The 12,992-nt window shown below is 57.5% G+C and carries 9 protein-coding genes; 7 read left to right on the top strand and 2 right to left on the bottom strand.

Features of this window, described 5'->3' with window-relative positions:
* On the bottom strand, window positions 1-1,674 hold the full coding sequence (locus HUW35_RS14425; RefSeq protein WP_181252954.1) for a glutamine--tRNA ligase/YqeY domain fusion protein: 1,674 nt from the start codon (window positions 1,672-1,674) through the stop codon (window positions 1-3).
* A gap of 167 nt (window positions 1,675-1,841) precedes the next feature.
* On the opposite strand from HUW35_RS14425, the gene HUW35_RS14420 reads away from it, so the two are divergent.
* From HUW35_RS14420 to HUW35_RS14390, 7 genes are all read left to right on the top strand, one after another.
* A complete protein-coding gene (locus HUW35_RS14420; protein ID WP_181252953.1) occupies window positions 1,842-2,351 on the top strand; it encodes a peptidylprolyl isomerase in 510 nt (169 codons plus the stop codon).
* Between the two features lie 45 nt (window positions 2,352-2,396).
* Window positions 2,397-3,122, top strand: coding sequence for a UDP-2,3-diacylglucosamine diphosphatase (locus tag HUW35_RS14415; RefSeq protein WP_181252952.1), 726 nt, complete (start codon window positions 2,397-2,399; stop codon window positions 3,120-3,122).
* Between the two features lie 343 nt (window positions 3,123-3,465).
* Window positions 3,466-5,205, top strand: coding sequence for an amidohydrolase (locus tag HUW35_RS14410; protein ID WP_181252951.1), 1,740 nt, complete (start codon window positions 3,466-3,468; stop codon window positions 5,203-5,205).
* Between the two features lie 52 nt (window positions 5,206-5,257).
* A complete protein-coding gene (locus HUW35_RS14405; protein ID WP_181252950.1) occupies window positions 5,258-6,601 on the top strand; it encodes a serine hydrolase in 1,344 nt (447 codons plus the stop codon).
* Window positions 6,602-6,755: 154 nt separating this feature from the next.
* Window positions 6,756-8,528, top strand: a complete 1,773-nt coding sequence (locus tag HUW35_RS14400; protein WP_181252949.1) for an amidohydrolase — start codon at window positions 6,756-6,758, stop codon at window positions 8,526-8,528.
* Window positions 8,529-8,568: 40 nt separating this feature from the next.
* The gene (locus HUW35_RS14395; RefSeq protein WP_181252948.1) at window positions 8,569-10,347 is read left to right on the top strand and encodes an amidohydrolase; all 1,779 of its coding nucleotides are present in this window, start codon (window positions 8,569-8,571) and stop codon (window positions 10,345-10,347) included.
* Window positions 10,348-10,399: 52 nt separating this feature from the next.
* Window positions 10,400-11,233, top strand: a complete 834-nt coding sequence (locus tag HUW35_RS14390; RefSeq protein ID WP_181252947.1) for a hypothetical protein — start codon at window positions 10,400-10,402, stop codon at window positions 11,231-11,233.
* Window positions 11,234-11,326: 93 nt separating this feature from the next.
* Here HUW35_RS14390 and HUW35_RS14385 read toward each other — a convergent pair whose 3' ends face one another.
* The gene (locus HUW35_RS14385) at window positions 11,327-12,967 is read right to left on the bottom strand and encodes a SulP family inorganic anion transporter (protein ID WP_181252946.1); all 1,641 of its coding nucleotides are present in this window, start codon (window positions 12,965-12,967) and stop codon (window positions 11,327-11,329) included.
* Between the last annotated feature and the right edge of the window lie 25 nt (window positions 12,968-12,992).

Below are 12,992 nucleotides of genomic sequence, written 5' to 3'. Positions count from 1 at the left end.
TTACTTGTTTTGTTCTTTGGCCCAGGAATCCCGCAGACCTATGGTTCGGTTGAATACCGGCTTGTCGGCACTGCCATATTTACTGTCGCGGCAGAAGTAGCCGTTGCGCTCGAACTGGTAGCCGGCCTCGGGCTCAGCTTTCGCCAGGCCGATCTCGGCCTTACAGCCGGAGAGCACCTTGAGGTTGTCCGGGTTCACGGATTCCAGGAAGTTCTTGTCGCCAACATCCGGGGATTCGTCGTTGAACAGACGATCGTAGAGGCGCACTTCACAATCGACATTGTTCTCCGCCGATACCCAGTGGATCACCCCTTTCGGCTTGACCCCGTCCGCGGGGTCTTTGCCCAGGGTATCCAGGTCGACGGAACAGAGCACCTCGATGATTTCACCGGCATCGTTCTTGACCACTTCGTCCGCCTGAATCACATACGCGTTGCGCAGGCGCACTTTCTTGCCCAGAACCAGGCGCTTGTATTTCTTGTTCGCTTCCTCGCGGAAGTCTTCCTGCTCAATGTACACCGTGCGCGTGAATGGCAGTTCGCGGGCCGGCAGATCGTCGCGCACCGGGTGGCCGGGCGCACTCAGCATTTCCTGCTGACCTTCCGGGTAATTGGTAAGGGTCACCTTGAGCGGTTCCATCACACACATGGCTCGCGGCGCTTTCTTGTCCAGATCGTCGCGGATCGCGTACTCGAGCATGCCGACATCCACGGTGGAGTCGGAGCGGGTTACGCCGATCATTTCACAGAACTGGCGGATCGCTGCCGGCGTCACACCGCGGCGACGCAGCCCGGAGATGGTGGGCATGCGCGGGTCGTCCCAGCCGTCGACAAAACCTTCGTCGACCAGCTGCTTCAGTTTGCGTTTGGACACCACGGTGTAGTTCAGGTGCAGGCGGGCAAACTCGTACTGGCGCGGGCGCGCCGGAACCGGCAAGTTCTCGATAAACCAGTCGTAAAGCGGCTTGTGGTCTTCAAACTCCAGGGTACAGATGGAGTGGCTGATACCTTCGAGGGCATCGGACTGACCGTGCGCGAAGTCATAGCTCGGGTAGACACACCATTTATCACCGGTCTGGTGGTGTGCCATTTTCTTGATGCGGTAGATGATCGGGTCGCGCAGGTTGATGTTCGGCGCGGACATATCGATCTTGGCGCGCAGGCTGCAGCTGCCCTCCTCGAATTCGCCCGCAGTCATGCGCGCGAACAGGTCAAGGTTTTCCTCAACCGAACGGTCGCGAAACGGGCTGTTGGTGCCCGGCTCTTTCAGCGTACCGCGGTGTGCCCGAGCTTCATCCGGGGACAGGTCACAGACATAAGCCTTGCCCTCTTTGATGAGGTGGATGGCCCACTGATGCAGCTGGTCGAAATAGTCCGAGGTGTACTTCACATCGCCGGCCCACTCGAAGCCCAGCCAGGATACATCGCGCTTGATCGCGTCTACGTATTCCTCTTCCTCTTTCGCCGGGTTGGTATCGTCAAAGCGCAGGTTGCACTGACCACCAAACTCCTTCGCCAGGCCAAAATTCAGGCAGATGGACTTGGCATGGCCGATATGCAGGTATCCGTTGGGCTCCGGCGGGAAACGGGTAGTCAGTTGACTGACCCGGCCTTCGGCCAGATCTTCGCGGATGATATTCTGTAAAAAGTGAGCGGGCTTGCTCTCGGATGTCATAGCTTTCTCTATTTATACAGCTGTACGATCGAAGCGGCGGATTATAACGCAGATAGCTGTCGCCGCATGGGTTTTCCTCGGGGTGAAACGCCCGGCCCCATTCAGTTTGCGTCGGCCTGTGAACAGAGTATCATGCCGCCCCAAACTGACCCTGGACAGGACATTTTATGATCACTCTGCACACCACATATGGCGACATCACCATTGAACTGGACTTTGACAAGGCGCCAAAGACTGCCGCGAACTTCCTGCAATACTGCCGCGAAGACTTCTACACCGGCACCATCTTTCACCGGGTGATCAACAACTTCATGATTCAGGGCGGTGGCATGACCCCGAATATGGATCAGAAAGCCACCCGCGACACCATCGAAAACGAAGCGGACAACGGCCTCAAGAACGACACCGGCACCCTCGCCATGGCGCGCACCATGGACCCGCACTCCGCGACTGCGCAATTTTTCATCAACGTGAATGACAACGACTTCCTCAACTTCCGCTCCAAAGACGCCCAGGGTTGGGGCTATTGCGTCTTCGGCAAAGTGACCGAGGGCATGGACGTGGTCAACAAGATCAAGGAAGTGGCGACCGGTAGCAGCGGCTTCCACCAGGACGTCCCCACCGAGACCATCGAAATCAACGGTGTCACCATCTCCGACGCTTACGCTGACAAGTAAGCGCCGCACAGGACACCAACACAATAGCGTCGGGCGGAGTAACCAGTGGCGACATACCTGATATCAGACCTGCACCTGGACGAATCCCGCCCGGACATCACCCGGGCCTTCTTCGACTTCCTCAAAGGCCCGGCAGCAGGTGCCGAAGCCCTGTACATCCTGGGGGACTTTTTCGAAGTATGGATCGGGGATGACGACGACGCACCGCTGGCCGCCGAGGTAGCGAAGCAGCTGCAGGAATACGCCGCCGCAGGCACAAAGGTATTCCTGATGCACGGCAATCGGGATTTCTTACTAGGTGAAGCGTTTGCCCGCCGCTGCGGCGCCGCGCTGCTGGCTGACCCCAGTCTGGTGGAATTGGCCGGACAACCGGTACTCCTGATGCACGGGGACAGCCTGTGCACCCTCGACCAGGAATATATGGCATTCCGCGAACAGGCCCGCAACCCGCAGTGGCAACAGGCACTACTTGCCAAGCCTCTGCAGGAGCGCCGCCAGATCGCCGCCCAGATCCGGGCAGTCTCCAAGTCCATGAACAGCCGCAAGGCAGAAGACATCATGGATGTGACCCCCGAAGAAGTCGTGCGCGTGATGCAGGAGCATCAGGTTCACACACTGATTCACGGCCACACCCACCGCCCAGCCCGCCACCGCCTCGAGTTAGACGGAGAGCCGGCGGAACGGATAGTCCTCGGTGACTGGGGCGACCTGGCCTGGTGTATCCGCGCTGACAAAGATTCTCTCGAACTGATTCACTGGCCCACTGCGTGACGGGCCAAGCGACACACAGGCGTGCTGGCGGCCGCTGGCACACTTGAATTCGCTTTGGGCAAGCATATCCCTTCTGAACCCATACTCCTTGAACACGCTCCGCTACCCGCCCTTTCTAATTTCATGATCTGATTAAGAAAGCGCCCCACCCTACTGGCCGTCGCTCTCTATTGCCTTAAGCCGTAGCACCACACGACACCCACGCTAGCACCATCGTCCCAGCTAACTACACTTCCATAAAATTTTGCGAAGTAAATCCAGCTCAGGGAAAGATAATCAGATGGTTCAATTAACACCAACCCCGGCTCAACGGCAGTCCACCTGTTCCACAAAGAAAAGCCTTGTGGGATTAATAGCGCTTGTGGCGATGCTGTTTTTCTCATCCTCGCTTTTCGCCAGTGATGCAGCCGACTACGTCTTTAGCGGAGGCAAGGTCTATACCCTCGATGCAAAACAACCATGGGCGGAAGCCGTGGCCGTTCGGGACGGCAAAATCATCTATGTGGGCAATGCCGAAGGAGCGAAACCATTTATTGGCGACAAAACCGAGGTGATCGACACCACCGGCGACGTGGTCATGCCCGGTTTCATCAGTACGCACGACCACCTGATCGGCTCCGGGTGGACCAGCAAGGGGGTGCACCTGTTCGACGGCAAGAGCAAGGCTGACTATATCGCCATGGTTAAAAAATATGCCGAAGAGAATCCCGACCTGGAGCGCATCGTCGGTATAGGCTGGAGCACCGGCACCTATGGTGGCCGCCCCACCGCGAAAGACCTCGACGAGGCAGTGCCAGACCGCCCGGCAATCATCCTCGATTTCACCGCACACGATGCCTGGCTGAACTCCAAAGCGATGGAGATAGCGGGTGTTACCAAGGATTCACCAGACGACCAGCCGGGCGTTATTTACTGGGTACGGGACGAGGATGGCACACCGACCGGCACCGGTGTAGAAGGCCAGTGGATGGAAGCCTATGTCGCCATCGGCGCCTGGGATGCCGACAAAATCCTCAATGAGACAATCGACACACTCCATCCCCTCGCCGCGAAGAATGGCACCACCACCTACCTGAACCCCGGCATTGTCACGCCCAACATGAAAGACACCAACGGCAAGATGCAGGACGACCTGAAGACAGCGATGGCCCTGCTGCAGGAGCGCGAAAAGGCCGGAACACTGAAAATGCGCACCTTCGTACTGCCCTTCGTCAAGAATCCCAAGGCGGACACCGGGCAGTTAATGGAATTTATGAGCGAAATGAAAAAGCAGTACAACGGCGACAAGCTGTTTGTACGACACGTGAAGATTCATCCCGAAGCCAACTGGAATGTCGAACTCAGCCCAATGCTGGAGCCCTACGAATCCGGTAAAAAGGGTACTTACGGTATTCCGCCCGAGAAGATCAAGGAAATCATGGTGGCGGGTGCCAAGTCAGGCCTAGACACTGTCATTCATACCGACAGCACCGGTACTTCCCATGCCGGCATCGATGCGATTCTGGCGGCGCGCAAGGTGGATCCCGACAATCGCAGCGCGCTGCATCACGCCACCTGGTTGACACCGGAAGATCAGAAGCGAGTCATCGACAACAAGATCCCGGTCAATTCAACGCCGAATTTCACCAATGACTGGAGCGATACAGACAAGGACGCGCTGCGCGTGATGGGCAAGAAACGCACCATGGCCTATTTCGGCCGCTATCCTGAGTTTGCTCGCGCCGGTGTACCGGTCAGCCTCTCCGCCGACGTGCCCAGCACGCCGTCAAGCATGCAGGCACCGCTGTTCGTCATCGAGGGCGCCGTGACGATGAAAGACCCGGCCAACCCGGATGCCAAGCCCTTCCCGCCCAGTGTCAAACCGATGACCATCGAGCAGGCGCTGCGGGCAATGACCATGGACGCCGCCTGGCAACTGCGCATGGAGGACAAGATCGGCAGCCTGGAAGTCGGCAAATACGCCGACATCGTGGTGCTCGACGGCAACCCCCTCGAAGTCGCCCCGGACAAGATCGCGGATATCGGCGTCGAAATGACGATGATGGACGGGAAATTTACCTACAAGAAGGGCAGCAACGACTAGCAAGCAGTGGGCTTGCTCGTCATTCAATAGCTAGCAATTGAGAAAATACGCAATGGGTAACTTAGTTTTTTTCCGGAAAACCACTTATCTCGCCCTGTCGGTAGTAGCGGCCATCATTGCCGTAAACCCAGTAGCCCACGCGGAAGACAAATACGCCACGGCAAAAGAACTGGGACTGATGGAAGGTTTCCCGCCACCGCCCGATAAACGGGTCACCAAAGCCAACGCGCTCCAAACCCCACCGTATAACCGCTGGGCCTATCAGCATATGCGGATGTTCTACCCTACCGCGAATGTGCCCGCCGCCGATGTGCCGGTGCCGCTCCGCAAGGATATCGACCCGAATTTTGCCAAGGACGTAAAGATCAACGAGCCAGGTACCGGCAAGACGAAGAGCCTGGCCGAATTCCTGAAGGAGACCTGGACCGACGCCATTGTCGTGATCCACGACGACAAGATCGTCTACGAGAAATTTCTCAACGGTATGACCCCGAATACGCCGCATCAGATGATGTCCGCGACCAAATCCTTTGGTGGCTTACTGGGCTTGGTAGCAGTTGCCAATGGAAAATTGAAGGAGTCAGATCCGGTTACGAAGTACGTCCCCGAGCTCAACGTGACGGACGGGGCTTTCGCCAACGCCACCTTCGGCCAGGTCCTCGACATGACCAACTCCATGGACTTTAGCGAGGTTTACGACGATCCCAGGTCGGGCATCATGACCTATGCAGCTGTACTGGGGTGGGTGCCGAAATTGGAGGACGTCGAATACCCCGACAGCCTGTACGAATACCTCGTGACCCTCAAGACCGACAAAGAGCACAAGGATGGCGAAATCTTCCACTACCAGACGCCCAAGACCGACGTGGTCAACTGGGTTACCAACCGCGTGAACAACGCATCATTCCAACAGGCGCTCTACGACGAGGTATGGTCGAAGATCGGCACCGAGGGCGAGACGTATGTACTGCTCGACAACAACGCCACACTGGTTGCGGGGGGCGGTCTGAACGCCACGCCGTACAACCTGGCCCGATTCGCGAAGATGATGCTCAACAACGGCGAATTTAACGGCAAGCAGGTCATACCGAAATCGGTTGTCGATACGATCGCCAAGGGCGGCAGCATCGAGGCATTCGATGCGGGCCCCGATTCCGATGACATTGTCCACAAGAAGGGCGAATGGAGCTACCGCGGCCAGTGGTGGGTCAAGCATACGCCGGGCATGGAAGCGTTCATGGCCATCGGGGTTCACGGGCAGTGGATCTACATCGACAGGAATCATGATATCGCCATCGTCAAGGTCAGCTCCATGCCAGTATCCAAGGACACCTATCTGGATGGCTACAACCTGGAAGGCTTTTACGGCATCGTGAAATACCTGGCGAACAAGTAGAGCTTGAAAAACTGCGTGGAAAAATCTGTTCGACATTGAGCCGCATGCCACTCACAAAATGATAGTGCTGCTATCGGTCGTCTATGGCAAGGTCCGGAACCGAAGCGGTCTCAGGCCTAACTTGAATAATCCGTTAACGGTTTATGAGGTAATCATGTTCCTGCAAAAGACCTTGTTCAGTCTGGCGGCCGTATTGGCCTTTGTTCTGGCCGGCTGTTCCGAAAAACCGGAATCCCGCGCCCCAACCACCGCAGAGCCCGGGGCCGCATCACCCGCCGCGGAAGTCGCCGATTTTGTTTTTACCAACGGCAAGGTCTACACCGTCGATGAGGAGAACTCCTGGGCGGAGGCCGTCGCCGTGCGCGGTGACGAGATCGTCTACGTCGGCGACGACGCCGGCGCGAAGGCAATGGTTGGAGAGAATACCAAGGAGATCGATCTCGACGGCAAGCTGATGCTGCCCGGTTTTGTCGAAGGCCATTTCCACACCACGACGCAGGGTATCATCCTGCACGGCCCCGACTTGCAGACCGACTCGATGGACGAGCTGCTCGCCAAGCTCAAAAAATATGCCGAGGAGCATCCCGATCTCAAGTTTATCAACGGCTGGGGTGTGCGCCCCAACATCTATGGTCCGGGCGAGCCGAATGCGGCGATGCTGGACGAAGTTGTCCCCGACAGGCCGGTCTATCTGTGGCAGGTCGACGGCCACTCCGCCTGGGTCAATACCAAGGCGATGGAAATGGCGGGACTCAACAAGGACACGCCGGACACCGTGCCCGGGGTGTCCTATTTTGTCCGCGACAACGAGGGCAATCCCACCGGCTATATCATCGAGGTCCCGGCGCAGGTCGAAATCCTGAACAAGTTTGTCACGGTCGATGAGGACTATATCCGCGGGGGTATGGCCAAGTGGTTCCCGGAATACTCGAAAGCCGGTATCACCGCCGTGCACGATTTCGGCTGGGCCGGCGTCGACCAGGACATGGCCATCGGTATCCTCAAGGATTTCGAAAAAGACGGCACGCTGGGGACGCGGATATACGGCAGTTATTACTGGAATGATGCCAGCATCGACCCGGTGCCGATTGCCAAGAAGATGCGCGACGAGAACCAGGAGGGCCTGGTGCAGGTCAGTGCGCTCAAGATCAACATGGACGGCGACGACGACAAGTACAGCGGCCTCTATGTCGACGGCTACGCCGACAAGCCCGACGCCAAGCCCGAGCCGATCATTCCATTCGACGTGATCAACGATGCGGCCGTGCGCGCCGACAAGGAGCAACTGCACCTCATCTGTCACTGCTTCGGCGATCTTGCCGTGCGCAAGTTCCTCGATGCGGTCGAGCTAGCGAAGAAGTCCAATCCCGAATGGGACCGGCGGCCGGTCGCCTCGCACGCGCAGCTCGTGCATCCGGACGACCGGCCGCGCTTCAAGGAGTTGAACGCGACCTACGATACGACCGGACAGTGGTTCGCGTTCGATCCCTACACAGCCAATGTCAGTCCTGTACGACTGGGCGAGGAGCGGATGAAGCAGCTCTTTCCGATCAAGGCAATGCTCGAAGCCGGCGCCAATGTTTCGCTGGGCTCGGATTTTCCCGCAGCATCTTATGTTGCAGACTATAAACCGCTCAACGCCATCACGGTGGCGGTGACCCGCCAGATGCTGGGCAAGCCGGACATGCCGATATTGGGTGGCGAAGACGCGCGTCTGACAGTGGCCGAAGCGATCCGCGCGAATACCTATGGCGCAGCCTACGGCATCGGCGTAGAGGACAAGATCGGGTCAATTGAAGTAGGCAAGAAGGCCGACCTCATTGTGCTCGACCAAAACCTGTTCGAGATCGACCCACACGACATCTACAAGGCCAATGTAATTTTTACCATGATGGATGGCGTAGTCCGGCACGGCGACGACCTATAAGCCTAATTTGATATTGCAGCTTTAACTCAGGAGAGCAGTTATGGATCTGACTAAGACCTTGGGCTCCATACTGACTGTGCTGGCGTTAGCGCTGGCCGGGTGTTCCGAAAAGCCGGAATCCACTGCCCCAGCGACCAACCAGCCGGCACCTGGCGCTTCCACTTCCGCCGCTGAATCGGCCGATTTCGTCTTCACCAACGGCAAGGTCTACACCGTCGACAAGGAAAATTCCTGGGCCCAGGCCGTCGCCGTGCGCGGTGACGAGATCGTCTACGTCGGCGACGACGCCGGCGCGAAGGCAATGGTTGGAGAGAATACCAAGGAGATCGATCTCGACGGCAAGCTGATGCTGCCCGGTTTTGTCGAGGGCCATTTCCATTCCATCACCCCCGGCGTCATGTTGCGCGGAGTCAACCTGCAATCCGAGAGTATGGAAGAACTGCTGGGCAAGCTGAAAGAATATGCGGAAGCCAATCCGGATTTGGAGCAGATCCACGGTTGGGGAGTCCGCCCCAATCTCTATGGCGGCAAACAGCCCACTGCGGCCATGCTGGACAAGATTGAGTCCGAACGGCCGGTATTTCTGTGGCAGGTCGATGGCCACTCCGCCTGGGCCAACTCCAAGGCCCTGGAGATGGCTGGCATCACCAAGGACACAAAAGATCCCGTGCCCGATGTGGCCTATTTTGTCCGTGACGACGAGGGCAATCCTACCGGCTATATCGTCGAAGTGCCGGCGGTGCTCCAGATACTCAATGCTCTGCAGGATATTGATTACGATTACGTCAAGGAAGGCGTGGCCCAATGGTATCCCGAATATTCCAAGGCCGGCATCACGGCTTATCATGATTATGGTCTCGGCTTTCTCAGTAATGATGATGCCGTCAGGCTCATGAAAGAGTTAGAAAAGGAAGGCACGCTGACGACACGGTTCTACGGCAGTTACTACTGGAACGATGCCAATATCGATCCCGTGCCGATCGCCAAGAAGTGGCGCGACGAGAACCGGACCGGGCTGGTGCAGTTCAACGCCCTGAAGATCAACATGGATGGTGACGACGACAAGTACAGTGCGCTGCTTGTTGGCGGCTATAGCGACAAGCCCGACGCCGCCCCCAAGCCGATCATACCGTTCGATGTCATCAATGATGTGGCCGTACGCGCCGACAAGGAGCAATTACATCTCATATGTCACTGCTTTGGCGATCTGGCGGTGCGCAAGTTCCTGGATACCGTTGAACTGGCGAAGGAGAAAAACCCCGAATGGGACCGGCGACCGGTCGCCTCGCATGCCATTCTCGTGCATCCCGAGGACTATCCTCGCTTCAAGGAGCTGAATGCCACCTACGACACCAGCGGCCAGTGGATGGCACTCGATCCCTACACCGGCAATATCACGCCCGAGCGCATCGGGCCAGAACGGATGAACCGGCTCTTTCCCATCAAGGCGATACTCGAGGCCGGGGGCAATGTCTCCCTGGGTTCGGACTTCCCCGCGGCCGCCTATATCTCAGACTTCAGGCCACTTAATGCGATCACCCAGGCGGTGACGCGCCAGATGCTGGGCAAACCCGACATGCCCATATTGGGCGGCGAGGATATGCGGCTGACAGTGGGCCAGGCGATCCGCGCGAATACCTATGGCGCAGCCTACGGCATTGGAGTGGAAGACAAAATTGGCTCCATTGAAGTGGGCAAGAAAGCGGACCTGATCGTGCTCGACCAGAACCTGTTCGAGATCGACCCCCACGACATCTACAAGGCCAATGTAACTTTTACCATGATGGGTGGCGAAGTCCGGTACCGCGGCGACCAGTGAGGCACTCGGAGCACATGAGAACCTGGCAAGAAAACACGGAAATGGACCAACAATGAAACATCCTCACCGCGGCAGCCTGCTCAGTTGTCTCATCACTCCAGGGTTATTGATGCTGGCTGCCAGCGCTGCGCAGGCCAATGCGGATGCCGAGGCATTACGGAAAGCCCAGGATCCCCTCGCCGACGTGAAGGCTTTGATGACAGACAACACCATCGCGTATGGCACAGCCAACGACCAGAAATCTTATGGCATTTCGCTACAACCGGTGTACTCGATTGAAACGGAACGCAGTTTTAATTTTGTTCTCCGCGGCATCCTGCCTTACATCGGCGCACCCAAGGGAGCCGGCCTGCCCATTCTTGGCCCCGACCCTGTCGGGGGGACCGGGCGGACCTGGGGCCTGAGCGATTCGGTTGTGCAGGGGTTCTTCGTTCCCAAAACGGAAAGTGAAATCAAGTTTGGTTTTGGACCGCAAATCTCGTTACGGACCCGCAGCGATGATGTGCTGGCCGGTCCCGGCTGGGGCGGAGGCGTTGCCGGCATTGTGTTTGGCTCTGCCGGGAAAATTGCCTATGGCGGTATCCTTGGCCATCACTGGGGGCAGGACGACTTCAACCTGACCACCATTCGGCCGATCCTCATTTACAATGCCGATGCATTTGGTGGCTCTTATATCGGCTATATAAATTCAGTTAACTACGACTGGTCCGCACCGAATAGCAGCAGTGCCTGGCAAACACCACTTGGGCTTACCGTCGGCAAGACGTTCATCCTGAAAAGCGGCCATATGATTGATTTCAATCTCGGCGGATATAAAGTGGTCGACGCCCCCACAGGCGGCGCCGACAAGCAACTCAAAATCGGTTTCAGTTTTTACTGGCCGTAAAACCTGAAAACTAACAACGCCGAAAATAAAAAAGGGGGAGCATATGCTCCCCCCTTTTCTACTTCCCAATTTCAGCTTGGGTCGATCGCCATTTTATCCGGCGGCGCCCGGAATGGCCTGAACGCCAACACTTGGTGCTGCTTCACTCAGGGACTTCTCTGCGGCGCGCAAGGCTTCACTGCGATCTTTGAAGGTACCGGTAGCCGGTATACGGCCGTTCAGGCCCTTCAGCACGCCTTCAACCTCTTCATTCATCCCCGCCAGATACAGTTGCTTACCACTGTCTTTGGCATCGCTGGCAATGGTTTCCACCGCCATGGCCGCCGACAGATCAAGGAATGGCATGGACGAGAAATCCAGAATCAATACCTTGGAACCGGATGCGCTCTCCTCACGCACGTGGTGACCGAGATCCGCCGCGGCACCAAAGCTCAGCGGGCCACTGAATTCAAACAGGGCGATGCTGTCGCGATTGCGCTGCAGAATGGCCTTGTCATCATCGCTGTCGAGATGCTCAGGCAAATTGCGCAGACGCTCGATCTGCAGGCTCGCCACCTGCTTAACGTACGCCAGCGCCGCCAGAACAACACCCGCGCCAACGGCAGTGATCAGGTCGACGAATACAGTCATACCCAGAACCAGAACCATCAGAGCCAGATCCCAACGCGGCCCCTGGTGCGCACGCTTGAGGTATTTCCAGTCGATAATGTCGAGACCGACCTTAACCAGAATACCCGCCAGCACGGCCTGCGGAATATTTTCGGCCAACGGACCCAGGCCGAGTGCAACCGCCAGCAGTACCATTGAGTGAGTCATGCCGGAGATTCGGGTCTGGCCACCGGAACGCACATTGACCACGGTACGCATGGTGGCGCCGGCCCCGGCGATACCGCCGATAAAGCCAGCCGCCGTGTTACCGATACCCTGACCGATCAGCTCTTTGTTGCTGTGGTGACGGGTACGGGTCATGTTGTCGGCAACCAGAGAGGTCAACAGACTATCCAGCGCGCCAAGAATGGCGAGGATAATCGCCGCCTCGATCACCAGGAACATCTTGTCGCCACCAAGTACCGGCATCTGCAGTTCCGGCAAACCAGTGGGGATAGAGCCCAGAATCGGGACATCGAGTGCGAAGAAAGCGATCAGGGTACCGGCGATTAGCGCAGCCAAAGGTGCGGGCAGGTAACGCCCCCACTTCGCAGGCCACAGATAAACCATTGCCAGAGTACCAAGGCCGAGAACCAGGTTGGCCGGATGAATCGCCGATAGCGCTTCCGGCACATTACCCAATGCACCGAGGGTGCCACTGGGGGAATCGTGGCCAAGCAGCGGGTTGAGCTGCAGGATGATGATGATCACCCCGATACCGGTCATGAATCCGGAAATCACCGGATACGGAACCAGACGGATGTAGTGACCAACGCCGAGTATCCCCATTACCACCTGAAGTACACCGGCGAGAATCACTGCCGTAAAGATCAGGCTGGCATCACCGGACAGACTGGCAAACAGGCCTGCGAGCACTACCACCATTGGCCCGGTTGGACCGGAGATTTGCGGGCCAGTACCGCCGAACAGAGCGGCAAAAAAGCCCACCGCGATCGCACCGTACATACCCGCCATCGGGCCAAGCCCCGAGGCAACACCCAGCGCCAGCGCCAGGGGCAACGCAACGACACCGGCGGTAATACCGCCGGTGATATCGCCGCGCAAATTGGATAAATCAAACTTCATTCGCACTCTACCTCTTTTACTTCGA

Origin of the sequence: Microbulbifer sp. YPW1, assembly GCF_013367775.1 — a bacterium.
Lineage (GTDB): Bacteria > Pseudomonadota > Gammaproteobacteria > Pseudomonadales > Cellvibrionaceae > Microbulbifer.
Note: the sequence above shows the minus strand (reverse complement) of the source record. Positions and strands in the feature narration are given on the sequence as shown.

What these genes read in the sequence shown, in the direction of transcription:
- HUW35_RS14425 (WP_181252954.1), bottom strand. Translation starts at nt 1,674, where the DNA reads ATGACATCCGAGAGCAAGCCCGCTCACTTTTTACAGAATATCATCCGC.
- HUW35_RS14420 (WP_181252953.1), top strand. Translation starts at nt 1,842, where the DNA reads ATGATCACTCTGCACACCACATATGGCGACATCACCATTGAACTGGAC.
- HUW35_RS14405 (WP_181252950.1), top strand. Translation starts at nt 5,258, where the DNA reads ATGGGTAACTTAGTTTTTTTCCGGAAAACCACTTATCTCGCCCTGTCG.
- HUW35_RS14400 (WP_181252949.1), top strand. Translation starts at nt 6,756, where the DNA reads ATGTTCCTGCAAAAGACCTTGTTCAGTCTGGCGGCCGTATTGGCCTTT.
- HUW35_RS14395 (WP_181252948.1), top strand. Translation starts at nt 8,569, where the DNA reads ATGGATCTGACTAAGACCTTGGGCTCCATACTGACTGTGCTGGCGTTA.
- HUW35_RS14390 (WP_181252947.1), top strand. Translation starts at nt 10,400, where the DNA reads ATGAAACATCCTCACCGCGGCAGCCTGCTCAGTTGTCTCATCACTCCA.
- HUW35_RS14385 (WP_181252946.1), bottom strand. Translation starts at nt 12,967, where the DNA reads ATGAAGTTTGATTTATCCAATTTGCGCGGCGATATCACCGGCGGTATT.